The 24885-nt window shown below is 65.3% G+C and carries 23 protein-coding genes; 13 read left to right on the plus strand and 10 right to left on the minus strand.

All coding sequences use genetic code 11. The annotated features are described in order from the left end of the window. Positions 1–25 precede the first annotated feature (25 nt). The gene (locus JDO7802_RS12370) at positions 26–649 is read right to left on the minus strand and encodes a PAS domain-containing protein (protein ID WP_055086017.1); all 624 of its coding nucleotides are present in this window, start codon (positions 647–649) and stop codon (positions 26–28) included. Positions 650–929: 280 nt separating this feature from the next. Between JDO7802_RS12370 and gmk the strand changes: the two genes are divergently transcribed. Further along, complete coding sequence (gmk, locus tag JDO7802_RS12375; protein WP_055086019.1) at positions 930–1598, plus strand: guanylate kinase; 669 nt, start codon at positions 930–932, stop codon at positions 1596–1598. Then, on the plus strand, positions 1595–2113 hold the full coding sequence (locus JDO7802_RS12380; RefSeq protein ID WP_055086021.1) for a gamma carbonic anhydrase family protein: 519 nt from the start codon (positions 1595–1597) through the stop codon (positions 2111–2113). Before gmk ends, JDO7802_RS12380 begins: the two co-directional genes overlap by 4 nt. A gap of 2 nt (positions 2114–2115) precedes the next feature. Here JDO7802_RS12380 and JDO7802_RS12385 read toward each other — a convergent pair whose 3' ends face one another. Beyond that, complete coding sequence (locus JDO7802_RS12385) at positions 2116–2745, minus strand: histidine phosphotransferase family protein (protein WP_055086023.1); 630 nt, start codon at positions 2743–2745, stop codon at positions 2116–2118. A 15-nt stretch (positions 2746–2760) separates the two neighbouring features. Here JDO7802_RS12385 and JDO7802_RS12390 point away from each other — a divergent pair, with 15 nt between their 5' ends. From JDO7802_RS12390 to olsA, 3 genes are all read left to right on the plus strand, one after another. Continuing rightward, positions 2761–2940, plus strand: coding sequence for a DUF3553 domain-containing protein (locus tag JDO7802_RS12390; RefSeq protein ID WP_055086025.1), 180 nt, complete (start codon positions 2761–2763; stop codon positions 2938–2940). Between the two features lie 127 nt (positions 2941–3067). Next, positions 3068–3763 carry a GNAT family N-acetyltransferase gene (locus JDO7802_RS12395; RefSeq protein ID WP_055086027.1) on the plus strand — a complete coding sequence of 232 codons (696 nt, stop codon included), beginning with the start codon at positions 3068–3070 and terminating at the stop codon, positions 3761–3763. Then, a complete protein-coding gene (olsA, locus tag JDO7802_RS12400) occupies positions 3760–4593 on the plus strand; it encodes a lyso-ornithine lipid O-acyltransferase (RefSeq protein ID WP_055086029.1) in 834 nt (277 codons plus the stop codon). Before JDO7802_RS12395 ends, olsA begins: the two co-directional genes overlap by 4 nt. A 36-nt stretch (positions 4594–4629) precedes the next feature. Here the strand turns inward: olsA and JDO7802_RS12405 are convergent, their stop codons facing one another. After that, the gene (locus tag JDO7802_RS12405; RefSeq protein WP_055086031.1) at positions 4630–5232 is read right to left on the minus strand and encodes a thiamine phosphate synthase; all 603 of its coding nucleotides are present in this window, start codon (positions 5230–5232) and stop codon (positions 4630–4632) included. Between the two features lie 75 nt (positions 5233–5307). On the opposite strand from JDO7802_RS12405, the gene JDO7802_RS12410 reads away from it, so the two are divergent. Genes JDO7802_RS12410 through JDO7802_RS12420 form a run of 3 tightly spaced genes read left to right on the plus strand, consistent with a single transcriptional unit; the run spans position 5308 to position 8717 of the window. Next, a complete protein-coding gene (locus tag JDO7802_RS12410; RefSeq protein ID WP_055086033.1) occupies positions 5308–6078 on the plus strand; it encodes an RNA methyltransferase in 771 nt (256 codons plus the stop codon). A gap of 34 nt (positions 6079–6112) precedes the next feature. Then, entirely contained in the window at positions 6113–7243 is a 1131-nt protein-coding gene (gene ctaA / locus JDO7802_RS12415; RefSeq protein WP_055087234.1) for a heme A synthase, read from the plus strand. Position 7244: 1 nt separating this feature from the next. Beyond that, positions 7245–8717, plus strand: a complete 1473-nt coding sequence (locus JDO7802_RS12420; RefSeq protein ID WP_055086035.1) for a carboxypeptidase M32 — start codon at positions 7245–7247, stop codon at positions 8715–8717. 4 nt (positions 8718–8721) lie between these two features. Here JDO7802_RS12420 and JDO7802_RS12425 read toward each other — a convergent pair whose 3' ends face one another. The 6 genes from JDO7802_RS12425 to pdxR all read right to left on the minus strand — a co-directional run bounded on the left by JDO7802_RS12425 (position 8722) and on the right by pdxR (position 17747). Continuing rightward, positions 8722–9609 (minus strand): dimethyl sulfoxide reductase anchor subunit family protein, encoded by an 888-nt coding sequence (locus tag JDO7802_RS12425; protein ID WP_055086037.1) that lies wholly within the window; start codon positions 9607–9609, stop codon positions 8722–8724. After that, on the minus strand, positions 9609–10382 hold the full coding sequence (locus JDO7802_RS12430; protein WP_055086039.1) for a 4Fe-4S dicluster domain-containing protein: 774 nt from the start codon (positions 10380–10382) through the stop codon (positions 9609–9611). Before JDO7802_RS12430 ends, JDO7802_RS12425 begins: the two co-directional genes overlap by 1 nt. Positions 10383–10509: 127 nt before the next feature. After that, a complete protein-coding gene (locus tag JDO7802_RS12435; protein WP_055086041.1) occupies positions 10510–13329 on the minus strand; it encodes a molybdopterin oxidoreductase family protein in 2820 nt (939 codons plus the stop codon). Further along, a complete protein-coding gene (locus tag JDO7802_RS12440; protein ID WP_055086043.1) occupies positions 13326–14312 on the minus strand; it encodes a phosphotransacetylase in 987 nt (328 codons plus the stop codon). The genes JDO7802_RS12435 and JDO7802_RS12440 overlap by 4 nt, the downstream gene beginning before the upstream one ends. Positions 14313–14343: 31 nt before the next feature. Next, positions 14344–16122 (minus strand): sulfoacetaldehyde acetyltransferase, encoded by a 1779-nt coding sequence (gene xsc, locus JDO7802_RS12445; protein ID WP_055086045.1) that lies wholly within the window; start codon positions 16120–16122, stop codon positions 14344–14346. Between the two features lie 149 nt (positions 16123–16271). Further along, positions 16272–17747, minus strand: coding sequence for a MocR-like pyridoxine biosynthesis transcription factor PdxR (gene pdxR / locus JDO7802_RS12450; protein WP_055086047.1), 1476 nt, complete (start codon positions 17745–17747; stop codon positions 16272–16274). Between the two features lie 122 nt (positions 17748–17869). Between pdxR and curA the strand changes: the two genes are divergently transcribed. From curA to JDO7802_RS12475, 5 genes are all read left to right on the plus strand, one after another. After that, positions 17870–18901, plus strand: coding sequence for an NADPH-dependent curcumin/dihydrocurcumin reductase (gene curA / locus JDO7802_RS12455; protein WP_055086049.1), 1032 nt, complete (start codon positions 17870–17872; stop codon positions 18899–18901). Between the two features lie 197 nt (positions 18902–19098). Next, complete coding sequence (locus JDO7802_RS12460; protein ID WP_055086050.1) at positions 19099–20085, plus strand: formylglycine-generating enzyme family protein; 987 nt, start codon at positions 19099–19101, stop codon at positions 20083–20085. 456 nt (positions 20086–20541) lie between these two features. Continuing rightward, a complete protein-coding gene (locus tag JDO7802_RS12465) occupies positions 20542–21879 on the plus strand; it encodes an MmgE/PrpD family protein (protein WP_055086052.1) in 1338 nt (445 codons plus the stop codon). A 178-nt stretch (positions 21880–22057) separates the two neighbouring features. Further along, on the plus strand, positions 22058–22942 hold the full coding sequence (locus JDO7802_RS12470; RefSeq protein WP_083481243.1) for a glycine betaine ABC transporter substrate-binding protein: 885 nt from the start codon (positions 22058–22060) through the stop codon (positions 22940–22942). Positions 22943–23022: 80 nt separating this feature from the next. After that, on the plus strand, positions 23023–23898 hold the full coding sequence (locus tag JDO7802_RS12475; RefSeq protein WP_055086056.1) for a nitrilase-related carbon-nitrogen hydrolase: 876 nt from the start codon (positions 23023–23025) through the stop codon (positions 23896–23898). Positions 23899–23902: 4 nt separating this feature from the next. Here JDO7802_RS12475 and JDO7802_RS12480 read toward each other — a convergent pair whose 3' ends face one another. Beyond that, positions 23903–24862: a LysR family transcriptional regulator gene (locus JDO7802_RS12480; RefSeq protein ID WP_055086058.1), complete on the minus strand. Its 960-nt coding sequence runs from the start codon at positions 24860–24862 to the stop codon at positions 23903–23905. Positions 24863–24885 lie beyond the last annotated feature (23 nt).

Raw genomic sequence — 24885 nt, forward strand, 5'->3', positions numbered from 1 at the left:
CTTTTTTACGCAATATCGACTGCCATCATTTTACGACGCGAAGCCACGGCACCGGGGACGGCGCGGCATCGAAGGGCACCGGGTCTTCGGCCATGCCGGCCTGGATTTCGACGGGCAGGTGATGATCGGTCAACCGCCGCCGGGGTAGGCTATCGGGTGCGCGTGCGCCATCGACGGGCATGACCGTCGCGTTCGTCAGTTGGAATCGCCGGGGCGGATCAGTCACGATCCGGTCGGTCACAAGAACGGCCAGCGCCTTGGTCACCTCTCCGGCGGTGTCGAGCAGCGGAAGCACCAGCATCCGCGCTGTCACGATGCCATCCGCCCCGTCCGATATGAGGTCGAATTCCAGCGTCGCGGGCGTGGTAAACGCCTGTTCGATCAGGTCCATCGCGCGGGTCCGGTCGGCGATGTCGAAGAACGCGCGGATCGGCAGGCCGCGCACTTCCATCCCCATCAGTTGATGCAGGACGTGACCGCCCAGGCGCACGCGCACAGTGCCCGGACGCGTGCGGTCCAGCACCATCGAATGCCCCAGGATCGTACCCATCGCCTTGGGGTCCAGCGCGGCCCGCCGCGGCAGTTCCGCGCCGTTGCGCTGCGCCGTCCAATACCGCCAGGCCTGCTCGAGCAGGGGAGATTTGCGCATGGTCCGGAGCCCCGCGATCCCATGAAATTGTGAAGTCGGGACCGTTTTCGGCCCCCATATGTCGTCTCTGCTTGCCATATACCCATTCCCGTCATCGACCCCATTCCGAACTTGGCCCGAAATGCGACCCAAACCCGCCACCTAAAGGCAGAAATAAGGCAAGCTGCCTCAAAATGCCCGTATTTCCTTAAACCTTGGTTAACGTATCCGGGCAGACGTTCCCTTGCCCGGTGACGGGGCAGGCGGTAGGTCGATCGCGGAAAAGACCGCTGGAGGATCGATGGAACGGCGCAATATGGATCAGGGGGCGCGGCGGGGCCTGGGCATCATCCTGTCGAGCCCGTCCGGGGCCGGCAAGTCGACGATGGCGCAACGTCTGATGGCCTGGGATCCGACGCTGTCGTTCTCGGTCTCCGCGACCACGCGTGCCCCGCGCGCCGGTGAGGTCGAGGGGATGCACTATTTCTTCACCGACCGCGACGCCTTCGGCCAGATGGTGCTCGATGGTGAAATGCTCGAGCATGCGGAGGTGTTCGACAATCATTACGGAAGCCCGCGCGCGCCCGTGGAAGCGGCGCTGGCGGCCGGTCGCGATGTCATTTTCGACATCGACTGGCAGGGCGGTCAGCAGATCCGAAACTCGTCGCTGGGCCGGGACATCGTGTCGATCTTCATCCTGCCGCCGTCGATCGCCGAGTTGGAGCGGCGGCTGCGGGGCCGGGGGCAGGACAGCGACGCGGTCATCGAAGGCCGGATGGAAAAATCCGAGTCCGAGATCAGCCACTGGGCGGAATACGATTACGTCTTGGTAAATGACGAGCCCGATGCCTGCGAGGCGCGGTTGCGCACCATTCTGGCCGCCGAGCGCCTGCGCCGCGACCGTCAGCCGTGGCTGAGCGACTTCACGCGGGGCTTGAACGATGAATTCAGGAGGAGACAGGGCCGATGATCTATGGGTTGGACGGAACGGAACCGACGGTCGATGCCGACGCCTGGGTGGCCCCCGATGCGAACGTCATCGGCAATGTGACGCTGGCCGCTGGGTCAAGCGTCTGGTTCGGAACGACGATCCGGGGCGATAACGAGCCGATTGCGCTCGGTGCCAGCAGCAACGTGCAGGAAAACTGTGTGCTGCACACCGATGTGGGGTTTCCGCTGACGGTCGGGGCGAACGTTACAGTCGGCCACAAGGCGATGCTTCATGGATGCACGATTGGGGACGGTGCCTTGATCGGGATGGGCGCGACCGTCTTGAACGGTGCCGTCATCGGGGAGGGATGCCTGATCGGGGCCGGGGCGCTTATCACCGAAGGCAAGGTTATTCCGCCCGGCAGCCTGGTGATGGGGGCCCCGGGCAAGGTCGTGCGGCAGCTGGACGCGGCAGCGTTGGCCGCGCTTCTGGCGTCGGCCGAACACTACCGCCAGAATGCCGCGCGCTTTGCCAAGGGGCTGCGCGCGGTCTGAGGTCAGACGATCAGGCTCAGGTGCGTTTCGTCCGCGCTGACCGATACGGGGCGTCGCAACTGCCGCGTCAGCCGGGCCAGGATGCCGAACTGCACTTCCGATCCCTTCAGATCGGCCGGCAGCTTGGCACTGCCCAACGTCTGCCAAAGCGGCTCGTCTATGCGCAGGCGCTTGGCGTCGACGTGAATGACCCAAGCGGCCTCGTTGCGCACGACCTCCACTTCGGCGCCCCACGGCGTCGCGACCTCGACGCAGGTCAGGGCAAGACAGGCCAGCCGCATCTCGGCGCGGCTGCGCTCCGCCTCGTCGCGCCAGATGACGCGGGTGCGCGTCTGGCCGTACATCTCGTCCAATGTGGTGCGCATTTCGCGGGCGGTGACCAGGGCGGCGGTGCCGGGTCCGAAGGCCAGGCGGAAAAACTTGATGCGCGCCATGGCCGCGTCGAGCGATTCCCGGATCAGCGACATCTCGGCCTTGCCGTCGCCCGGCGACATTTCCAGCAGTTCCAAACCGTTGCCGACCGCACCTATGGGGTTGACGAGGTCGTGGCAAAGCCGCGATCCAAGTAGGGCGATCAGATCGGGTTCAGACTTGGGCCCATCGGCTTCCGCTTCGTCACGTCCGTCGCTCATCAAGGAGCCTTTCGCATGAATGATCTCAACGCTTTCCTCGAGCCCGGTATGTTGGTGCGTCATCCAACGTCGCCCGATTGGGGCATAGGGCAGGTGCAATCGGTGATTGACGGTCGGATCACCGTCAATTTTCGGGAGGTCGGCAAACAGGTTCTGGATGGCAGTCGCGTCATGTTGGTGCCCGTATACGAGTAAGGTAAATGCAGTTTAACGGAGTGTTGGGCGAAAATAGTTACCAGAAGGTTGATTTCTCACAACCTAAAGACGCAATTGATATTTTCCGCGCCTTGCGGTGGCAACAGACAGGTTCTATCTGCCCGAAATGCAAACCGGCCTGACCCTTTCGGTGACGCGGGACGCCGATGCAATCCGCGCGGCGCAGCGTCTGCGCCATCGTGTCTTCGTCGAGGAGATGGGGGCCGATCCCGGCGACCGGGCCGGGTTGGAGACCGACCCGCATGACGGGCAGAGCGATCATCTGATCCTGCGCGACGCGGCCCGCCCCGATCTCGGTGTCGTGGCCACGGTGCGCGTGCGCGGCGGGACGCATTACACCGAGCGGGAGTTCGACCTGTCCGTGCTGACCGCCTCGGGCCGCACCATCGCCGAGGCCGGGCGGGCCTGTCTGCACGCCGAGTATCGCGGGGGGCTGGCGGCCATGGTCCTGTTCAAAGGTCTGGGGGTGCATCTGCAGCAGCGGGGCGTGGACATCGCGGTGGGCACGGCATCCTTTCCGGGCGCGCGGATCGACGCGCATCTGCCCGCCCTGCGCCGCTTGCAGGCCGAGGCGCTGGCCCCCGCCGATCTGCGCCCCGTGGCCCGTGGTTCGGGGGCCGTCGCCATATCCGGGTCGGCCCCGAAATCCGCGATGATCGGCGTTCCGGCCTTGATCAAGACGTATCTGCGCGCCGGTGCCTTCGTCGGCGCGGGGGCTTATGTGGATCGGGCGTTCAACACGGTCGACGTCTGCATGGTGCTTGACATGGAGCGCTTGCGCCTGCCGGAGCGGGCAGGATGATCTGGGACGATGCCGCGCCGCCACCCCAGACGCGTCCCGGCCCCATGGGATGGCTGCGCGCGGTCCTGCGCGGTGCGGCGCTGATCGTGGTGGTCTTCGGGTGCCTTCTGGTTCTGATGGTCGTGCGTCTGGTGGAGCGACCCCTGCACGGCGTGAACCGGCCCTGGACCCCTTGGATCACGCAAGGCGTTTGCATCACGGGCCTGGCGATCCTGGGCCTGCGCCGCGACGTGCGGGGCGCGGTGATGACGGGGACGGGGGCCGTGGTCGCGAACCATGCGTCCTGGCTGGATATCTTCGTGCTCAATGCGTCCAAGCGGATCTATTTCGTCGCGAAATCCGAGGTGGCGGGCTGGCCCGGCATCGGTTGGCTGGCGCGGGCGACGGGCACGGTGTTCATCCGCCGCGATCCGCGCGAGGCGAAGGCCCAGCAGGCCGTGTTCGAGGAGCGGTTGGGCGCGGGCCATCGTCTGTTGTTCTTCCCCGAAGGCACCAGCACCGACGGTCGCCGGGTCATTGCGTTCAAGACGACCCTGTTCGCGGCCTTCCGGTCGGGTGGACTGCCCGACGACATGCAGGTGCAGCCCGTGACGTTGGCTTACCATGCCCCTGCCGGCGAACACCCTGCATTCTATGGCTGGTGGGGGGATCAGAGCTTCGGCGCCCATATGCTGGCGATGCTGGTCGCGCCGCGCCATGGCTGCGTCGACGTGATCTATCACGAACCGCTGGTCGTGTCGGATTATGCCGACCGCAAGGCTTTGGCGCGGGCGGCGGAGGCGGCGGTGAGGCGCGGGTTCGAGGCGGCGCTGCCCGACCTGACCGACTGAGCCGACCGGATCGCGCGCCGTGCACCGCTCAGACGGTTACGTCCGAAACGGGGCCGTCAGGGCGGCCAACGCGATCGCCGGTTCGTCGTGGGACCAGATCTCTTCGCCCAGGGCGATGAAATCGGTTGCGGCCTTCAGGCTTTCGATGGTGGCCAGATCCAGCGCGCCTTCGGCCACGCAGGGCAATTCGATCATCTGGGACCACCATTGGAACAGCTCCGCCTCGGCTTGTTCACCACTGGTGGGACCGGCGGGCCCGAAGGCGACGTAATCGGCCCCCGCGTCTCCGGCGGTCATGCCATCGTGGCGCGACGTGCCGCAGAATGCCCCGATGATCGGCTCGGGTCCCCAATCGGCGCGCAGTTTGCGCAAGGGGCGCGGGTCGGTCAGGTGAACCCCGTCGAGGCCCAGCTTCTCGACCAGGGCCGGGTGGTCGGAGATGACGATCGGCACATCGAAGCGGTGCGCCACCTCGCGTGTTGCGTCGGCGGCGCGGGTGATCCGATCCTCGTCATGGGTGGCAAGGTGCAGGCGCAGGCAGGCGACGTCGTGGACATCGAGGACCGAGGCAAGGCGGTCGGCGAAACCCGAGTCGATCTCGGGCGGCGTGACGAGGTAGATCTGCGGCATGTCGGTCATCGTGGGTCCCCCGTTTCGCCCCGGAATATCTGGGGTGCGATTGCGCCGCAAGGCGCGCCGCGCTAGGCCGCCTGCATGACCGATACCGCCCCCGAAACGCCCGCCGTCGACGGCGATCCCCGCCCGGCCTTCGTCCTTGTCCGTCCGCAGATGGGCGAGAACATCGGCGCGGCCGCGCGGTCGATGCTGAATTTCGGGCTGGAGCACATGCGCGTAACCGCGCCCCGCGACGGCTGGCCCAACGAACGGGCCGTGGCGCTGGCGTCCGGTGCGGGGCGAATCCTGGACGATGCGATGATCTGCGACACCACGCAGGCGGCCATTGCCGATTGCAATTTCGTCTTCGCGACCACGGCACGCGACCGGGATCTGACGAAACCGGTCTTCACGCCCGAGGCCGCGATGGCTGAAGCGGCCAGACGGGGGGCCGCGGGCCAGAAGGTCGCCGTTTTGTTCGGGCCGGAACGGACGGGGCTGGAAAATGACGACATCGTAATCGCGAACGCCATCGTTTCGGTGCCCACGAACCCGGATTTTCCGTCACTGAACCTGGCGCAATGCGTTCTGCTGATGGGGTACGAGTGGCGGCGGACGGCGGAGATGCCCACCGCGATGGAAGTCGAACTTGCCGGCACGCAATGGGCCAGCCACGCCGAGATGGAAGCCCTGATCGCGCATTACGAGGCGCGTCTGGATGGGGCCGGCTTCTTCTGGCCGGAGGGCAAGGCGGCCGCGATGAAGCTGACCCTGCGCAACCTTTGGAGCCGGCTGCCGCTGACGCGCGCCGACGTTCAGGTGTTCCACGGCATGATGCGACAGATGGTGCGCTGGAAGGAACGCGGCTGAGGCACTACCTCGGGTCTGCATGAAGGGGACGACCATGGCCAAACGCGCGATATTCGAAGACGTGGCGACGACGGAACGCGCCGCCCCCACGGGCGGTGTCATCGACGGGGCGCGGCGCGGGTCGCGGGGGGCAGTGAAACGGTGGCTGATGCTGCTGTTCGCGCTGATCCTGCTGATCATTCCGGTGGGCGGCATGACGCGCCTGACGGATTCGGGCCTGTCGATCACCGAATGGAACCTGGTCACCGGAACCGTGCCGCCCCTGTCGGAGGCCGCATGGGAATCGGAGTTCGAGAAATACCGCGCCATCCCTGAATATCAGCTGCAGAACCGCGGCATGGAGATGTCGGAGTTTAAGTTCATCTATTGGTGGGAATGGGGTCACCGGCAGTTGGGCCGCGTTATCGGTCTGGTCTTCATCGTCGGGTTTCTGGGCCTGCTGGCGATGCGAAAAATCCCGCCGGGTTGGACGCCGCGTGTCCTGATCGTGGGCGTCGGCATCGGGGCGCAGGGGGCGATCGGCTGGTGGATGGTGTCCAGCGGTCTGACCGGATCCATGCTCGACGTCGCATCGTACCGGCTGGCGACGCATCTGGGTGGGGCCTTCGCGCTGCTGTCGCTGATCGCGTGGTACCTGCTGTCGCTGTCACGCACCTCCGGCGAGTTGATTTCGGCGCGTCGTCTGGCGGAGCCGCGTTTGATGACCATCGCCACGGTCCTGATCGGCCTGACCTTTGCGCAGATCCTGATGGGCGCGCTGGTCGCGGGGATCGACGCGGGGCGCAATTACATCGACTGGCCGTTGATGGCGGGGGGCTTTACCCCGCCGGGGATGTGGGAGTTGGAGCCGGTCTGGCGCAACCTGTTCGAAAACGACGGGACCGTGCAATTCTTCCACCGGATGCTGGGCTATGTCCTGTTTGCCGCGATTGTCTGGGCGTTCTTCGTCGGCAAGCGGTCGGCCAATCGCAAGACGGCCGTCGTGTTTCACGGCATTCTTGCGATGGCGGTGGTCCAGATGGTGCTGGGCATCGTAACAGTCATGAATTCCAGCCCCTGGCATCTGGCTATCCTGCACCAATTCGGAGCGATCGTTCTAATTGCCCTGACGGTTCGGGCGCGGCACCGGGCCAAGTATCCGCTGCCCCAATCGGTAAGGACCTGACATGCCGGCCTACGACGATCTGATGGCGTTCCAGCGCACCACCGAAGCTTTGGCACAAGTGGCCGGGCGCACCGGATGGGACCAGGAAACGATGATGCCCGTCGGCGCGGCCCCCCAGCGGGCCGAGGAAATGGCCGCGCTGGAAGAGGTGCTGCACGCCCGCCGCACCGATCCGCGCATCGGCGACTGGCTGGAGGAGGCCCATGCCCCCGACGCGGCGGCCGATGCGAACCTGCGCGATATCCGCCGCAGCTATGACCGTAATCACAAGGTTCCCGCGCGCTTGGCGTCCGAACTGGCGCGGGTGACGTCGCTGGCGCAGGGCCAGTGGGCCACGGCGCGGGCGTCCGAGGACGCGGCGTCCTTTGCCCCCGTGCTGGCCGAGGTCGTGCGCCTGCGGCAGGAGGAGGGCGCAGCCCTGGCGGCGGGGACGAACCGCGACGCCTACGACGCGCTGATGCAGGATTATGAGCCGGGCGGGAACGCCGCTGACATGGCCGCGATGTTCGACAAGATGCGCCCCCGCCTGCGCGCCCTGCGAGAACGGGCCCTGGGCGCGACGCCCGCGCCGACGGTGGCGGGGCGCTTTTCCGCAGTCCAGCAGATCGCCTTGTCCGAAGAAGTGGCGGCCGCCTATGGATACGACATGATGCGGGGCCGGCTGGACACGGCGGTGCACCCTTTTTCGTCCGGGTCGGGCACGGATGTGCGGATCACGACCCGCGTGGATGAGAATGATCCGTTCAATTGCCTGTTTTCCACCGTGCACGAAGTTGGTCACGCCAGCTATGAACAGGGAGTGGATGCCGCGTATTTGCTGACGCCGATCGGGCGCGGTGTTTCGATGGGGGTGCATGAAAGCCAATCGCGCAGTTATGAAAATCAGATGGCCCGGTCGGAGGCGTATTGCGGATGGCTGTTCGGTCGGATGCGCGATGTCTTCGGCGACATCGGCGTGACGTCGGAGCGGGATTTCTACCGCGCGGTCAACAGCGTCGGATCAGGATACATCCGGACCGAAGCCGACGAGGTGAACTATAACCTGCATGTCATGCTTCGCTTCGATCTGGAGCGCGGGCTGATCTTAGGGGACCTCGACGTTGCCGATCTGGAGGGGGCGTGGAACGACCGGTTCGCGTCGGACTTCGGCTTTGCCGTGGACAAGCCGTCGAACGGGTTCATGCAGGACGTGCATTGGTCGGTCGGCTTGATGGGATATTTCCCGACCTATTCATTGGGCAATCTGTTCGCCGGTTGCCTGATGGCGGCCGCGCGGCGGGATGTGCCGGGCATCGACGACGCCTTGGCCCAAGGCGATCCATCGCCGGCGACCGGCTGGATGCGGGCCAACCTGCAACGGTACGGGGCCCTGCGCGAACCGACCGAGACGATCCGGCATGCCACGGGCGAAGACCCTTCGGCGGAACCGCTTTTGGCCTATCTCGAAGCGAAGTTCGGGGACCTGTACCCCTGAACGATCAGGTCGCCTGCTTGGCGGTATGCGCGCCGTAATACAGTCCGACGACATGCTCGGCCTCTGCAAAGAAAAGCCAGCGTTGCGCGAACAGGCCGATCAGATGCGAGACGACCGCCAGCAGGACCGGCAGGTGATGCGCGCCGAAGATCAGCACCAGCAGAACCGGCACAACCGTCATCAAAACGATCGCGATGATGCGCAGTTTGACGGCGTGCTTGCGGGCCACCTGATAAACCATTTCATGCGTTAGATAATTTTCGCCCGTGTGCGGCTTTTCCCACAGGGAAACCTTGCCCGAAAGCTGCGTCGCCGTCCCGATCGTCGATCCGGCTTCGGCGAAGCGGCTGTCACCCTTCCACCAGTGGAATCCGACGACAATTCCCAATAATATCAACAGGATGTTCGCCAGCGTCGGATTGTTCGACAACAGCGCGCCCCCGGCCAGCGATGCGGTCACGAAGAAGGCGGGCGTGGCCGGCTGGTTCCAGCGTGGAATCGTCTTGAGCTGGGCATAGATCATGCCCGTCGAGAACACGGTGCAAAGCGAGAGCGCCGCGCCGAGAAAACCGATCGTCGCCACGGTCGTGTCGAGGAACACCTGAAGCCCAGCGTAGATCGCCATCAAAAGCAGGGCCGACACGGCGAACCACCCTTCGCGAGACAGCCACGACGTCCGCCACTGACTGTAGGATTTCCAGGCGTTCTTCTTGTTCTTGAGGTGGAACACCGACGCAAGCAAGCCCCCGACCGCCAGAAGATAGGCGATCAGGTAAAATCCGAAGGCGATGAAACCCGTGACGGTGGGTAAGCCCAGCCCCAGAAAGAACAAAAGCCCGAAGCCCGCGCCTGACAGGGTGGAGAAGATGATGACGGACGGTGCGGGGTTCATCAGAGCTTCTCCAGCGCGCGGTCGAGCCAGCCCATGAAGCCTGCGGGTTCTTCCGCGACGGGGGCGAGGAAGGGGGCGAGAATGTCTTCCTCGCCCGCCATTGGGGCCTGGATCGTGTCGCGGGGACGTGGCGGAAGGTATTGATTTACCGGCTTAGTTCCTTGTTCGGGCATCAGATCCATACCACCGCGTTCGGCGACCAACCGGCTCACGTCGCTGTCGGGGTCGGCCAGGTCACCGAAGTGGCGGGCACCGGCGGGGCAGGTGCGCACGCAGGCCGGAACACGTTCCTCCTCCTCGATATTCTCGTTGTAGATACGGTCGACGCAGAGGGTGCACTTCTTCATCACGCCCGCCACCTGATCGACTTCGCGCGCGCCGTAGGGGCAGGCCCAGGCACACAACCCGCAGCCCATGCAGGCGTCTTCGTTGACCAGAACGATGCCGTCCTCGGCCCGTTTGTAGCTGGCCCCTGTGGGGCAGACGGTGACGCAGGGCGCGTCTTCGCAGTGCAGGCAGGATTTGGGAAAATGTGTCGTTTGAGCGAGTTGCGGGACGTCGTTCACAGGCTCCGGCTGGCTCTGGAAGCTGTGGATGCGGTTGAGGAACGTGCCGGACGCCGCGCCGTAGGGATCCTGATCCGAAAGGGGCGCGCCGTAGTTTTGTGTGTTCCAGCCTTTGCACGCTGTCACGCAGGCGTGGCAGCCGACGCAGGTGTCCAGGTCGATGACGAGGCCGAGTTTCTTCTGCGTCGTGGTGGGAAGGGCGGTCATCGAAGGGCCTCCGTCGGTCGAAAAAGGGCGGCGGATTTCAGGGGTGATCCACGGGTGATCTGTGGGTGATCTGCGTCACCCGTATCGGATCGCACCGTGGGCGGGTAATATTGCAAGTTCTGTGCGGTCATTTGATCTGCCATGCCAGAGCGTCGGGCCCGGTGCCGACGGGGCTGGTTTGTTTCCCGGTCTCCGGCTTCGATGTGAGGTCGGCGGGCGCGGCGACTTTCTCGACTTTGACCTTGAGGTCGAACCACGCCGCCTGACCGGTGATCGGATCGGAATTGGACCAGCGCATCCCGTCCTTCTTGGGCGGCATCAACTCGTGGATCAGATGGTTGAGGAGGAACCCCTCCTTCGTTTCGGGCGCGTTATCGTGGAGCGCCCAGGCCCCCTTGCGCTTGCCGATCGCGTTCCACGTCCAGATCGTGTTGTGGTTGAGCGCGGGCATATGGGCCACCGGCACCGTGATCTCGCCGTGGGGGGAGGAGACCCTGGCCCAGTCGTCATCGGCGAAGCCGTGCTTTTCCCAGATTTCGGTCGGCAGATACATCGGGTTGCGGCCATGGATCTGTCGCAGCCAGGCGTTCTGGCTGCCCCAGGAGTGATACATCGCCATGGGGCGCTGGGTGAGCGCGTTCACGGTGAAGCCGTCGTCCGCGCCGCCGTGATCCGCGGTGGCGTCCCACCAGATTGGCAGGGGGTCCATGGTCGCGTTGATGCGGTCGCGCAAGTGGTCGGGCGGCTGGCGGTCGCCGTGCCCCTCGGCGGCCAGTTGGAACCGGCGCAGCGGCTCGCACCAGAGCGTGAAGAGGTAAGGAGCGGCCTTGTCGAAGAGGCCGATCTCGACGGCCCAGTCCTGATAGGCCTTGTTCCACGGTTTGTAGAACTGCGCCTCTTCGGGGATGTGCGCGATCGCATAGCCGCCGTTGTCGATATAGGCCTGCATCTGGTTGGGGTTGGGCGCGCCGCGTCCCATCTCGTCGCCGTTGCCGCGAAAGCCCATGAGCGGGCCGATGCCGGGCCGGCGTTCGTGGCTGACTATATAGTCGGCGTAATCCTTGAACTTTTGGCTGCCGTCGTCCTTGACGAAGCCCGGCAGGCCAAGTTTAGCGCCCAGATCGATGAGCGCGGACTGGAAGCCCTTCACGTCGCGGTCAGGCTCGACCACGGGCCAGCGGATCGCATCGGCGGCGGCCTCGGCTTCGCAGATGGGACGGTCGAGGAGCGAGATGCAGTCGTGGCGTTCCAGGTAGGTCGTGTCGGGCAGGATCAGGTCGGCGAAGGCCACCATTTCCGATGAATAGGCGTCGGAATAGATGATGTGCGGGATGACGTAGTCGCCGTTGTCGTCCTTGTCGGCCAGCATCTTCATGGTGCCCGACGTGTTCATCGAGGAATTCCAGGCCATGTTCGCCATGTACATGAACAGGGTGTCGATCTTGTAGGGATCGCCCGCATGGGCGTTGGAGATGACCATGTGCATCATGCCATGCGCCGACATGGGGTTTTCCCAGGTGAAGGCCTTGTCGATGCGGGCGGGGGTGCCGTCGTCCTTGAGCGCGAGGTCGGCGGGGCCGTGCACGAAGCCCAGGTGTGGGCCGTCGAGGGGGGCACCGGGCGTCACCTTGGAGTGGGGCTTGGGGTGCGCGGTGGCCGCCTTAGGGTAGGGCGGCTTGAAGCGGAAGCCGCCGGGGGTTTCGACGCTGCCGATGAGGATCTGGAGCATGTGAAGTGCGCGGCAGGTCTGAAACCCGTTGGCATGGGCGCTGATACCGCGCATGGCGTGCATCGAGACGGGGCGGCCCGTCATTTTGCTGTGCCTGCGGCCCCGAAAGTCGGTCCAGGGGATGTCCAGTTCGATCGCCTCGTCGAAGGCGACGCGGGCGATTTCGGCGGCCAGGGCGCGGATGCGGGGGGCGGGGATGCCGGTGCGCTCGGCGACGGCTTCGGGCGCGTACTGGGGGTCGAGATACTTGTCGACCATGTGCTGGAACACGGTGCGGTGGCGGATGCCGTCCACCTCCCACACGCCGGCGAGGTCAGGGTTCACGTCATGGGCGTCGTAGCAGCGGGCGCGTTTTTCGGTGCGGTCCCAGACCAGTTTGTGGCCATCGTCGTCCAGAAGGGCGAGGCCGTGGGTCTGGGATTTCGGGTCGGCGTCGATCAGGACCGGGGCGTCGGTGAAATCGCGCAGATATTCCAGGTCGATCTTGCCGGCCTTGAGCAGGCAATGGACGAGGGACAGGATCAGCAGGCCATCGGTGCCCGGCGTGATGCCGAACCAGTCGTCGGCGATGGCGTTGTAGCCCGAGCGGACGGGATTGACGCCCACGACCTTGGCCCCGTTCTTCTTGATCTTGCCGAGGCCCATCTTGATCGGGTTGCTGTCGTGATCTTCGGCCACGCCGAAGAGGATGAAGAGCTTCGTGCGGTCCCAGTCGGGTTGCCCGAATTCCCAGAAGGCGCCGCCCATGGTGTAGATGCCGCCCGCGGCCATGTTGACCGAGCAGAAGCCGCCGTGGGCCGCGTAGTTGGGGGTGCCGAACGCCTGCGCCCACCAGCTTGTGAAGCTTTGCGACTGGTCGCGGCCGGTGAAGAAGGCGAGTTTGCTGGGGTCGGTTTCGCGGATCGGTTTCAGCCACTTGGCGGCGATGTCGTAGGCTTCGTCCCAGGTGATATCCTCGAACTTGCCTTCGCCGCGTTCGCCCACGCGCTTCATCGGGTTGCGCAGGCGCGACGGCGCGTTGTGCTGCATGATGCCCGCGCTGCCCTTGGCGCAGAGGACGCCGCGATTGACGGGGTGATCGCGGTTGCCTTCGATATAGGCGACCTTGCCCTTGACCATGTGCACGTCGATGCCGCAGCGGCAGGCGCACATGTAGCAGGTGGTCTTGCGCACCTCGTCCGAGACTTTGGGCGACAGGTTCAGCTTGGGCTGGTTCATGGGGTCTTTCCCTTGCTGGCATCGATCTGGGCGGAGGTGACGGCGATCATGTCCAGAATGTCGTCGGAGGTACAGCCGCGCGACAGGTCATTCGCCGGTTTTGCGAGGCCCTGCAGGACGGGACCGATGGCGGTGCACCCCCCGATCCGCTGGGCGATCTTGTAGCCGATGTTGCCGGCGTCCAGATTTGGGAAAATCAGCACATTGGCCTGACCCGCGACATCGCTGCCGGGGGCCTTGGACGCGCCGACGTCCGCGTCGAAGGCGGCGTCGAATTGCAGTTCGCCGTCGATCGCGAAGTCGGCGGTGGCGCGCGCGATTTCGAGGGCGTCGATGACCTTGTTGACCGCCATGTGATGGGCGCTGCCCCGGGTGGAGAAGGACAGCATGGCGACCTTCGGCTGGGTGCCCAGAAGCGCGCGGGCGGAGGCGGCGGCCTGATGGGCGATGGCGGCGAGTTGGCCCGCATCGGGGTCGATGACGAGGCCGCAGTCGGAGAAGATCATGGCACCACCCGGACGCGTGGGGTACGTGTCGGGCAGGACCATCAGGAAGAAACTGCTGACCAGCGGGGCACCCGGCGCGGTGCCGATCATCTGAAGGGCGGCACGCACGATGTCGGAGGTGGTGGAAACGGCCCCGCCGATCGTGCCGTCGGCCAGGCCCCGGCGCACCATCAGCGCGGCGTGGGTCAGCGGGTCGGCAACGGCGGCGGCGGCGTCATCGCGGGTGGGATGACGTTTGGCGCGGGCCTCCAGATAGGCGTCGATCATGGTGTCCGGATCGGCACGGCCCGGGTCGCGCAGAGCGACGCCGTCGGGCAGGGCGGTGCCTTCGGGGGCCAGCAGGGTGACCCGCGCCATGCCATCCGCCACGGCGCGTCCCGCGGCGTCCTGCACACGCGGGTCGGTGCCTTCGGGCAGGACGACATGGTGACGGGACCGTTTGGCACGGTCCCGCAGGGTCCGGAGCGGCGACGTCATGCCGCCGCCCGGATTATCGTTTGGAAACAGATCACTCCGCAGCGACGTTCATGTCGTCCTTGGACACGCCGGCGACCTTGACGGGCTTCTTCATGGCGTCGCGGCGGAACGGCTCCCCCAGTTCCTGGTTCAGGATGACCTCGATCAAGGTGGTGGTGTCGTTTTCCATCTGATCCTTGATTGCGGTGTCCAGCGCGGCCGTCAGCTCGTCCATCGTCTTGACCTGCACGCCCTTGAGACCGCAGGCCTGTGCGATGCCGGCATAGCTGACTTTCATGTCCAGTTCGGTGCCGACGAAATTGTCATCGAACCAGAGCGTGGAGTTCCGCTTTTCGGCACCCCACTGGTAGTTGCGGAACACGATTTGCGTGATGGCGGGCCATTCGTCGCGACCGATGGCCGTCAGTTCGTTGACGGAGATGCCGAAGGCACCGTCGCCCGCAAAGCCCACGACGGGGGTGTCGGGCTGACCGATCTTGGCCCCGATGATCGACGGCAGGCCGTAGCCGCAGGGGCCGAAGAGGCCGGGGGCCAGGTATTTGCGGCCCTTGTCGAAGTCCGGGTACGCGTTGCCGATGGCGCAGTTGTTGCCGATGTCCGACGAGATGATCGCGTCGCGCGGCAGGGCCTGCTGGATGGCGCGCCAGGCCTGGCGCGGGGACATCCAGTCGGGGCGCGCTTCGCGGGCCCGCTCGTTCCAGGTGGTGCCGGGATCGTCCAACTCGTGGTCGAGGGACGACAGCTCTTGCTTCCAGGCGGATTTGGTCTGCGCGATGCGGGCCTTGCGATCCGCGCGGCCCGCGTCGCCGGCATCGTCGGACAGTTGGTTCAGGATGCCGGTAGCGACCTTGGCTGCGTCGCCCACGATGCCCACCGTGACCTTCTTGGTCAGGCCGATCCGGTCGGGGTTGATGTCGACCTGGATAATCTTCGCGTCCTTGGGCCAGTATTCCATGCCGTAGCCGGGCAGGGTCGAGAACGGGTTGAGACGGGTCCCGAGCGCCAGAACGACATCGGCCTCCTTGATGAGTTCCATCCCCGCCTTGGAGCCGTTGTAGCCTAGCGGGCCCGCAAAGAGGGGGTGCGAGCCGGGGAAGGCGTCGTTGTGCTGATAGCCCACGCAGACGGGGGCATCCAGACGCTCGGCCAACTCCATCGAGGCGGCGATGCCACCCTCGGAGAGGACGACGCCGGCGCCGTTGAGGATGACGGGGTTCTTGGCCCCAGAAAGGAGGGCCGCGGCCTTGGCGACGGAATTCTCGCCGCCGGGCGAGACTTCGAATTCGATCGGCTCGGGGATTTCGATGTCGACGACCTGGGTCCAGAAATCGCGCGGGATATTGATCTGCGCGGGGCCGGAGAGACGCTTGGCCTTGGCGATCACACGGGCGAGGGTTTCGGCGATGCGGGAGGGGTCGCGGACCTCTTCCTGGTAGGCGACGCAATCCTTGAAGAGGTTCATCTGTTCCATTTCCTGGAACCCGCCCTGGCCGATGGTCTTGTTGGCGGCCTGCGGCGTGACCAGAAGACAGGGGGTGTGGTTCCAGTAGGCGGTCTTGACGGAGGTGACGAAGTTGGTGATGCCCGGACCGTTCTGGGCGATCATCATCGACATCTCGCCGGTGGCGCGGGTGTAGCCGTCGGCCATCATCCCGGCGGTCATTTCATGGGCGCAATCCCAAAACGTGATGCCAGCCGAGGGGAAGATGTCGGAGATCGGCATCATGGCCGACCCGATGATCCCGAAGGCGTGGCGAATGCCGTGGGCCTGCAGGGTTTTGACGAAGGCTTCTTCGGTCGTCATCTTCATGGGTCTATCCTCCGGGTGATGTTCGAAAATGAGACTTCAGGTCTCGATTTGTCTCTGGCTTGCCGCAAACATACGGCGGGGGTCAAGGGTTCGTTAGGTCCAACGGATGTCGCGGCCTAGGGCCAGACGGAGGGACCTCGGTCGGGCAATCACGCGGCGGTGTGGCCCAGGGCCCGACCCTCCTCGGCGATGCGGCGGATGCCTTCGGGAATGTCGGTGACAGTGATCGAAGAATAGGCGAGGCGGTAGTGCGTTTCGGGGTCGCGGCCTGTTCCGAAAAAGGCCCCGGCGGGTTCGATCAGAACCTGACGCGCCCGCAAGCGATCGGCCAGCGTCGCGGCCTGCACACCGTCCGGTGCCTGCATCCAGAACGAGGAGCCGCCGAACCCACTGGCACCCGCAAGGGTCAACCCATTGGTCTGAATGGCGATTTCGGTCACGGCGCGACGTTCGCGGTAGGCGCGCGCCATCTTGTGAACCTGCGCGTCGTAATGGCCCTGCGCCAGGAAATAGGCCGTCGCCCGCTGAATGTGACCAGGAATGTGGCGCAGCGTCAGGGACCGCAGGGCGCGCAATTCCCGGATCAGCGGCTCGGGTGCGACGACATAGCCCAGCCGCAGCCCCGGAAACAGCGACTTGGCGAAGCTGCCGAGATAGGCGACACGGCCCGCGCGATCGAGGGATTTCAGCGCAGGCGAGGGGGCGTTGGTGAAGGCCAGTTCGAATTCGTAATCGTCTTCCACGATCAGGAAATCATGCGCCTCCGCCCGCTCCAACAGGGCGCGACGACGGGCCACGGGCATGGTCGCGGACGTGGGGCAATGGTGCGACGGGGTGACGAAGACGACGTCGGCATCGGGCGGCACGTCTTCGGGGGGCAGGCCCTGGCCGTCGACCGCGACGTCGAGCGTGTTGCACCGCGATTGTTCCAGGATCTCTCGCAGCGCCGGATAGCAGGGAAATTCCATCACGGCGGTGCGTCGCTGCGTCAGCAAAACCTGCGCCAGCATCCACAGCGCATTCTGCGCACCCATGGTCACCAGCACTTCGGACGGGTCGGCGACGATGCCGCGGCGTGGCAGGATGTGGCGGATGATCTGATCCACCAACTGCGGGTCGTCGCGGCCGTAGCTGTCTTCGGTCAGGGCCGCGAAATCGCGGGTGCCCAACGCCTGCAGCGCGCATTTTCGCCAGTTCTGGTGATCGAACAGCCGGGCGTCGGTCTGACCGTAGATGAACGGATAGCGGTAGCCGCGCCAATCTTCGGGGCGGTTGAGGATCTTGGGTTCGGGCATCCGCTGCCCGATGGCGCGGGTCCAGTCGACGGTCGACGCGGTGCGGACGGGAATGGGAAAGCTGGGCGGGCGCGGCGCGCTGTCGGAGACGAAATAGCCCGAGCGGCCGCGCGACGACAGATAGTCGTTGGCGACGAGATCGGTATAGGCCAGCGTTACCGTGATCCGGCTGATGCCCAGGTGACGGGCCAGCCCGCGCGACGACGGCAACCGTTCACCCGGCCGGAACCGTCCGGCGAGTATGGCGTCCGTCACGCGTTCCTGCAGCTGCCGCTGGAGGGTGCCGCGGTAGGACGGGTCGAGGAAGAATTGTTCGACGGCGATGGCCATGTCTGGACCTATAGCGAGCGTCGCCTGGACTTAGAAGAGCGGGTGTTTGCCACGGCACCTTTGACGCGGGGCGGCTGGGGTGATCTTTGGACATCTTTCCCACACCGCAGCCGGAGGACCCCATGGGCCAATCGAATGACGTCAACCGCCGCATCGTCCTGGCCGAACGGCCCAAGGGTGCGCCGAATGCCGACACCCTGCGTCAGGAGACTGCCCCGGTGCCCGAGGCGGGTGCGGGCGAAATTTTGCTGCGCACGGTCTGGCTGTCGCTGGACCCTTATATGCGCGGCCGGATGAGCGATGCGAAATCCTACGCCGAGCCGGTCGTGATCGACGGCGTGATGACCGGGCAGGTGGTGGCCCAGGTCGTGACGTCGGACGTGGACGGCTTCGCGCCGGGCGACCACGTGCTCGCCGGCAGCGGCTGGCAGGATTGGGCGGTGTCGGACGGCACGCAGGTCGTAAACCTTGGCAAGGATCCGGCGCATCCGTCGTGGCATCTGGGCATCCTTGGCATGCCGGGGTTCACGGCGCACGCGGGGCTTTTGAACATCGGGGAGCCGAAGGCGGGCGAGACGGTGGTGGTGGCCGCCGCAACGGGCCCGGTGGGCGCGACTGTCGGGCAGATCGCCAGGATCAAGGGCTGCCGCGCCGTCGGCGTCGCGGGCGGGCCCGAGAAATGCGCGCATGCCGTCGACGTCCTGGGGTTCGACGCCTGCATTGACCACAAGGCCGAGGATTTCGAGGCCCAGCTCAAGGATGCCTGCCCGGATGGCATCGACGTCTATTTCGAGAACGTGGGCGGGCGCGTGCTCTTCGGTGTGTTGCCGCTCCTGAATCCGTTCGCGCGGGTTCCCGTTTGTGGGATGGTGGCGTGGTACAACCTGACGGGTCTGCCCGAGGGGCCGGACCGCAGCCCGCAGATCCTGAGCACGGTACTGCGCCAGAAGGTGAAGATGCAGGGGTTCATCATCTTCGACACGTTCGGGGCCACCGAGCACGCGGCCTTCGTGAAGGACATGACCGGATGGCTGGAGGACGGATCCGTCCACTACCGCGAACAGGTGGTCGAGGGGCTGGAAGCGGCGCCCGAGGCGTTCGGGGATCTGCTGGAGGGGCGGAACTTCGGCAAGATGGTGGTGAAGGTTGGGTGAGGGGCCGAATGTCTGGTTCGAGCCCAAAGTGACCGATGCTGCGAGGTTCATTAACGACTGCTTTTATTTTGCAGCGACACAAGACCCCTTCCGACATCACCTGGACCCTCGTCCGGGATCGTTTCAAAGGCCTTGCGCTCTCTGTCCGCATCACCACCCTTTACTCTAGAGGGTGCGAGGATCGATGTGGAGCTTTCATGAAGAAATTGGGACGAAGCCTGCGGGCCAAGGGCGGGATGCTCGCGGCGACAGTGGTGGCGATCGCAACGGGTGCGACCGCGCAGACCTATACTCTTTCGGACGGGGAAGTTGTTGCTCGGCTGGAGACGTTTCGCGAATGCGACGTCTGCCCCGAGATGATTGCCCTGCCTCAGGAACCATTCACCATGGGCGCGGAGCCGTGGGAGTCCGTCCTCGTTTCCGGGCGGCGTATGCCGTCGGGGGAACGGCGGGGCAACGACTTCGAGGGCCCTGTCCACCGCGTCGAAATGGATCTTCCCCTTGCCATGGGTCGGAACGAAGTCACCTACGACGAATGGATGGCCTGCGTGGAGGCGGATGGCTGCGATCATATCCCGCCAACTGAGATCGGCTACGCTGGAAGTCCGGTAGACGTTTCCGGGCGGCATCCGGTCCTGAACATCTCCTATTTCGATATCCTTCAGTACGCCGAATGGCTCAACGCGCGCGTCGGCGCGCAGGTCTATCGGCTACCCACCGAAGCCGAATGGGAATTTGCCGCCCGAGCCGGTACAACGACCCCCTTTGCCCAGGGCGACCGCTTGACGCCTGCGCAGGCGGCTTACTCGGAGGCGGCCACGGCCCGGTCCGAGGACCGCCCCGAGCCGCCCCGGCCTGCACCGGGCCCTCGTGAGCGCCCGGTGCCAGTCGATGCGCTCGACGCGGCAAATGGCTGGGGCTTGCGGCACATGTCCGGCAACGCCACTGAACAGACCATGTCCTGCTATTCGGATCGCCATCTGGGGCTGCAGACGGCGTCGGCCTATCTCGCCGACGCGCGTGCCGCACAGTCTTGCCGCCGAGTGATCAAGGGGAGTGCATTTCTGGCCAACATGTATCTTACCCGTCCTGGCGCGCGGGGGTCTATTCCTGAAGAAAACCGGTCAGAACTCCGGGGATTCAGGCTTGTCCGGGAAATGGAAGAAGGGAACGATGATGAGTAGTTTTGTGGATCTCGGCGACGGCGCGCGAACGCACGCGCTGCTCCCGGTCGTTACTGCGTAGCTGAAACGGACGCTTCTTCCGATGCCGGCGATCCAGTGGCCGTAACGGTTCGCGCGGTTTAGCAATTCTGAAAAGCGGACCTTCGACAAGTGTCGGTCAGCGGCTGCTTCGGAGTCCGCTCAGCGGACATTACCCCGGCCATGCCTCACCCCAGCGAGGGTGAGGCACCTGTTCCTTAACCGAACACCCGCCCCAGTGCCCCATCCACCGAGGCCACGATCTGGTCAAGGTCGTTCTTTGTCGCAATCAGCGCGGGCGAGAAGCATAGGGTCTTGTCGCATCCGGGCAGATGCCGTGTCGTAAACACCTTCGACAGACCAGATAGCGAATGCCAATATCGAGCCAGGCTTGAATGACGTGCCGACCGGTTTCCATGCGAGAAAGGGCCAAGGCAGATGCCGCGCCACTTCATCGATTTTCTGCATTCCACCGACATCGCTGGCATTCCGGACGACGTTCTTGAAACGGGACGAAAGTGGCTTCTCGATCTGATCGGCGTGGCTGTCGCAGGAAGCCAGACAAGGCTGTCGAGGATCATAAAGGATCATTCATACGAACATTTCGCCCCGGGCCACCGAAAGGCAAGGATGCTTTTCGACGGTCGCGCCACCAGTCCGGTGGGCGCAGCACTTGCCGGGGGGATGACGATCGACGCGATGGATGGCCACGATGGACATAAGCTCACCAAAGGCCACGTCGGATGCGGCGTACTTCCGGCACTCCATGCGTTCGCCCAAGCCGAAGCCATGGACGACGATCGGGCGTTCCTCGCGTCGCTGGTCGTCGGCTACGAAATCGGCACGCGCACCGGCATCGCGTTGCACCGCACGGCCAGCGACTATCATACCTCCGGGGCCTGGGTCGCGGTCGCGGCAGCGGCCCTTGGGGCGCGTACACTGGGACTCGGGGTGGCGCAAACGCGGGAGGCGCTCGGCATTGCGGAATACCACGGGCCGCGCAGCCAGATGATGCGCGCCATAGACCACCCCACCATGGTCAAGGACGGATCGGGATGGGGCGCGATGGCGGGTGTCTCGGCCGCCTACCTCGCGCAGGATGGCTTTACAGGTGCCCCCGCGCTCACCGTCGAGGGTGCCGACGTCGCAGACCTTTGGGGTGACCTGGGGCGGCTCTGGCGGATCGAGGAGCAGTATTTCAAGCATTTTCCCGTCTGCCGGTGGGCCCAGCCGGCGATCCAGGGGATCCTGGATCTGCGGATCAGCCACGGCCTGACGTCCGAGGATGTGGAGCGCATAGAGATCGTGACCTTCCACGAGGCCGTGCGCCTTGCGACACGAGCGCCGCGCACGACCGAGGAGGCGCAGTATTCCACGTGTTACCCGAGTGCCGTCGCCATGGTGCACGGCCGCGTCGGCCCAGGCGATATCATGATAGAGGGTCGGACGGCCCCGGAGGTCCGGCGTCTTTCCGACGGAATGATCGTGCGCGAAAGCGACACCTTCAATGCGGCCTTTCCCGCCCGCCGCTTCGCCGAAGTCACGCTGATCCTGCGGAGCGGGCAACGGCTGGTCTCGGGCCGGATGGAGGCGAAGGGCGATCCCGAGGATCCGGCATCGATTGCGGACGTGCGGGCCAAGTTCCAAGCCAATGCGGAGCCGGTGCTGGGACCAAAGCGGGCGATGGCGATCGAGCGGGCCATCGACGGGCTGGGTCGTGGGGATGGACTAGCAACGTTCCAGGACCTGATCTGTGCCCCCTGCGGTCGCAGTTAGGTCGGGATCATCGCGAAGCGCCTCTCCGGGCAAATGGCGAAATCTAACGTCTTTTGGTCGATATCCGTACAAGCGGTGCGTCCGATGCCGCTAGCCTAATTAAGGATGCCGCGCCGCGCCCCGCACCGGCCTCCCAACCATATACAACCAACAGGATCGCTTGATCCGGGAGAGAATGATGAACACCAAACTGAACCTGGCCGCAGCGCTTCTGGCGTCCACTTTGGTCGCCGCGCCGGTCGTAGCCCAAGAGATCGTCGTTGGTGGCAAGAATTTCACCGAACAGCTTCTGCTGGCCGAAATGACCGCGCAACTGCTGGAAGCGAACGGCTTCGAGGCCGAAAAGAGCGACGGGCTGGGGTCCACGGTCCTGCGTCAGGCGCAGGAGAACGGGCAGGTCGACGTCTATTGGGAATATACCGGTACGTCGCTCATCACCTACAACGAGGTGACCGAGAAGCTGGACCGGGATGCCACGATCGCCCGCGTGACCGAGCTCGATGCCGAGAAGGGCCTGACCTGGCTGGCGTGTTCGAGCGCAAACAACACCTACGCCTTCGCCGTGCAGGGGGAGGACGAGGCGACCGACGGCATCGTCACGCTGTCCGACATGGCCGCTTCGTTCAACGATGGCAATCCGCTCGACGTTGCCGTGAACGCCGAGTTCCCCCGCCGGCCCGATGGCCTGCCGGGCGTCGAGGAGACGTACGAATTCGAAGTCGGCCGCGCCAACCTGAAATCGATGGATTCGGGCCTGACTTACCAGGCGCTCAACGAGGATCAGGTCGATGTCGCGCTCGTCTTTGCCACCGACGGGCGCATCGCCGGCTTTGGTTTCCGCGTGCTGGAGGACGACAAGGGCTTCTTCCCGGCCTATTCGATCTGCCCAGTCGTACGCACCGAGACGCTGGAGGCGAACCCTGGCCTGCGCGAGCCGCTAGAGGCGATGTCGGGCCTGCTAACCGACGACACGATGCAGGCGCTCAACGCGCAAGTCGACGTCGAGAAGATGTCGATCGAGGACGTCTCGACGGCCTTCCTGACCGAGCAGGGCCTTCTCTGATCGCGGCCTGACCGTTAGGAACAGGCGTTGGGCCGTCGCATTCCGCGGCGGCCCGTTTTCGTGGACGTGGAGTGTGCCGGATGGAGAATGGCAAGGTGAAGGTGGCGGTCGCGCAGGTCGATTCGCATCTGGGGAAGCTGGAGCGCAACGTCGAGGACCACCTTGAGGTCATCGCCGAAGCGCGATCCGACGGGGTCGATTGCCTGCTCTTTCCCGAGATGAGCCTGACCGGTCACAGCGCCGGGCATCTGGCGCTGGAGATGGCGATCGCGCGCGATCATGACTTCGTCACCCGGCTGGCGCAGGCGGCGGGGCCGATGTGCACGACCTTCGGCCTGATCGAGGAGGGGCCGGCGGCGCAGTTCTACAACGCCGCGATCACGGTGCGCGACGGACGGGTCATCCATCTGCACCGCAAAATCAACCTCGCCACCTATGGCCAGCTCGACGATGGCAAGCATTTCGCGCCCGGCCGCTATATCGAGACCTTCGATCTGGGCGGAGGCTGGCGCGCAGCGACGCTCATCTGCAACGATCTGTGGAACCCCGCGCTCATCAGCCTGGCCGCGCTGCACGGCGCGACGCTGTTGCTGGCACCCGTGTCCTCGGCGCGCGAGGCGGTGGGGGCGACGTTCGACAACCCCGGCAGCTGGGATATCGCCTGTCGGTATTCGAGCATGGTCTACGGGATGCCGATGCTCTTCGCCAACCGCGTGGGGCAGGAGGGCGAGATGTCGTTCTGGGGCGGCAGCCGGATCGTCGACGCCTTTGGAACGACGATGGCCTGCGCGGACGAAGCCGTGGGCCTGACGACCGCGACGCTCGATTTCGAGCAGGTCCGTCAGGCCCGCGCACGCCTGCCCACGGTGCGCGATTCCAACCTCGATCTGCTGGTGCGCGAGACGACGCGGCTGCAGCACGACCTTGGCGTGCCCGAAACCGTGCGCCGACGCTGAGGTTTCAACTGGGCCAGGTGAGGTCGTCCGCGACCCAGGGCATGGCCTCGTCCAGACGGGGCATGACTTCGACGGCGAGGATCGCGCGACAGACGGTGGCGACGCGCGCGGGCAGATCCCCCATCTCGCCGCGCCGCGCCGCGAGGCGAATGCTGCGGGTGAAGCGCCCGCGCGGCATCGGATCGACGGTCAGACGGGGCAGCTGCGCCCATTCCTGCGCCAGACACAGCGGCGTCGTCATCGACCAGCCCATTCCGGCGGCAACCGCCGCAAGCTGACCGGTGGCCGTGTCGAACTCAACGCCGAACGGTATATCGAGGTCGAGGCGGCGGAGTTGTCGCTCGATCTGTCGTCCGATGGAGGAGCGCAGGGAATAGCGCACGAAGGGCCGCGTCGCGAGCTGCGCAAGATCGGGTCGCGCGCCCGTCTTGGCGATGGCCTGCACCAGGACGAAGGGTTCGATCAGGATCGGGTGCAGTTCGACGCCGTCGATATCGTCGAGGTCGGTGCCCGTAGTCACGATCATGTCGACCGTATGATCGAGCAGCGCCTCGTGCTGATCAGGAGAGATGCCGGACCAGATGCGCCAGTGCTCTGCCGCGTCGGCCATGCGCGAGACGAGGATGGGGCCAACGGTGTTGGCCACGCTTTCCGCCATGCCTATGGTCAGGCTGGCCCGCCGGATCTCGCCCGTGTCGCGCAGGCGGTGGAACGTCTGGGTCGCGTCCGCCAGCAGCATGCGGGCCTGCCGGTGCAGGACCGAGCCGGGTCCGGTCAGCGCGATGGGCCGGATCGCGCGGTCGAAGAGCACGATCTCCAACGCCTCCTCCAGGGTGGAGACCGCTTGGCTGACGCTGGACTGCGTCATGCCAAGGTGCCGCGCGGCCGCCGACATGCCACCCGTCTCGACGACGGCGACGAAGATGCGCAGCGCGCGAAGATCGAACCCGGGGGGCAATGTCATGGCGCGACGCTAGCGGTGCGGAT

The organism is Jannaschia donghaensis (assembly GCF_001403795.1).
Classification (GTDB): Bacteria; Pseudomonadota; Alphaproteobacteria; order Rhodobacterales; family Rhodobacteraceae; genus Jannaschia; species Jannaschia donghaensis.

Excerpts from the sequence above, each read along its gene's own strand:
- JDO7802_RS12465 (WP_055086052.1), top strand. The coding sequence starts at position 20,542 with ATGCCGCGCCACTTCATCGATTTTCTGCATTCCACCGACATCGCTGGC.
- JDO7802_RS12410 (WP_055086033.1), top strand. The coding sequence starts at position 5,308 with ATGACCGATACCGCCCCCGAAACGCCCGCCGTCGACGGCGATCCCCGC.
- olsA (WP_055086029.1), top strand. The coding sequence starts at position 3,760 with ATGATCTGGGACGATGCCGCGCCGCCACCCCAGACGCGTCCCGGCCCC.
- JDO7802_RS12405 (WP_055086031.1), bottom strand. The coding sequence starts at position 5,232 with ATGACCGACATGCCGCAGATCTACCTCGTCACGCCGCCCGAGATCGAC.
- JDO7802_RS12420 (WP_055086035.1), top strand. The coding sequence starts at position 7,245 with ATGCCGGCCTACGACGATCTGATGGCGTTCCAGCGCACCACCGAAGCT.
- JDO7802_RS12430 (WP_055086039.1), bottom strand. The coding sequence starts at position 10,382 with ATGACCGCCCTTCCCACCACGACGCAGAAGAAACTCGGCCTCGTCATC.
- xsc (WP_055086045.1), bottom strand. The coding sequence starts at position 16,122 with ATGAAGATGACGACCGAAGAAGCCTTCGTCAAAACCCTGCAGGCCCAC.
- JDO7802_RS12480 (WP_055086058.1), bottom strand. The coding sequence starts at position 24,862 with ATGACATTGCCCCCCGGGTTCGATCTTCGCGCGCTGCGCATCTTCGTC.
- pdxR (WP_055086047.1), bottom strand. The coding sequence starts at position 17,747 with ATGGCCATCGCCGTCGAACAATTCTTCCTCGACCCGTCCTACCGCGGC.
- JDO7802_RS12425 (WP_055086037.1), bottom strand. The coding sequence starts at position 9,609 with ATGAACCCCGCACCGTCCGTCATCATCTTCTCCACCCTGTCAGGCGCG.
- JDO7802_RS12395 (WP_055086027.1), top strand. The coding sequence starts at position 3,068 with ATGCAAACCGGCCTGACCCTTTCGGTGACGCGGGACGCCGATGCAATC.
- JDO7802_RS12475 (WP_055086056.1), top strand. The coding sequence starts at position 23,023 with ATGGAGAATGGCAAGGTGAAGGTGGCGGTCGCGCAGGTCGATTCGCAT.
- gmk (WP_055086019.1), top strand. The coding sequence starts at position 930 with ATGGAACGGCGCAATATGGATCAGGGGGCGCGGCGGGGCCTGGGCATC.
- curA (WP_055086049.1), top strand. The coding sequence starts at position 17,870 with ATGGGCCAATCGAATGACGTCAACCGCCGCATCGTCCTGGCCGAACGG.
- ctaA (WP_055087234.1), top strand. The coding sequence starts at position 6,113 with ATGGCCAAACGCGCGATATTCGAAGACGTGGCGACGACGGAACGCGCC.
- JDO7802_RS12380 (WP_055086021.1), top strand. The coding sequence starts at position 1,595 with ATGATCTATGGGTTGGACGGAACGGAACCGACGGTCGATGCCGACGCC.
- JDO7802_RS12385 (WP_055086023.1), bottom strand. The coding sequence starts at position 2,745 with ATGAGCGACGGACGTGACGAAGCGGAAGCCGATGGGCCCAAGTCTGAA.
- JDO7802_RS12440 (WP_055086043.1), bottom strand. The coding sequence starts at position 14,312 with ATGACGTCGCCGCTCCGGACCCTGCGGGACCGTGCCAAACGGTCCCGT.
- JDO7802_RS12435 (WP_055086041.1), bottom strand. The coding sequence starts at position 13,329 with ATGAACCAGCCCAAGCTGAACCTGTCGCCCAAAGTCTCGGACGAGGTG.
- JDO7802_RS12460 (WP_055086050.1), top strand. The coding sequence starts at position 19,099 with ATGAAGAAATTGGGACGAAGCCTGCGGGCCAAGGGCGGGATGCTCGCG.
- JDO7802_RS12390 (WP_055086025.1), top strand. The coding sequence starts at position 2,761 with ATGAATGATCTCAACGCTTTCCTCGAGCCCGGTATGTTGGTGCGTCAT.
- JDO7802_RS12370 (WP_055086017.1), bottom strand. The coding sequence starts at position 649 with ATGCGCAAATCTCCCCTGCTCGAGCAGGCCTGGCGGTATTGGACGGCG.
- JDO7802_RS12470 (WP_083481243.1), top strand. The coding sequence starts at position 22,058 with ATGAACACCAAACTGAACCTGGCCGCAGCGCTTCTGGCGTCCACTTTG.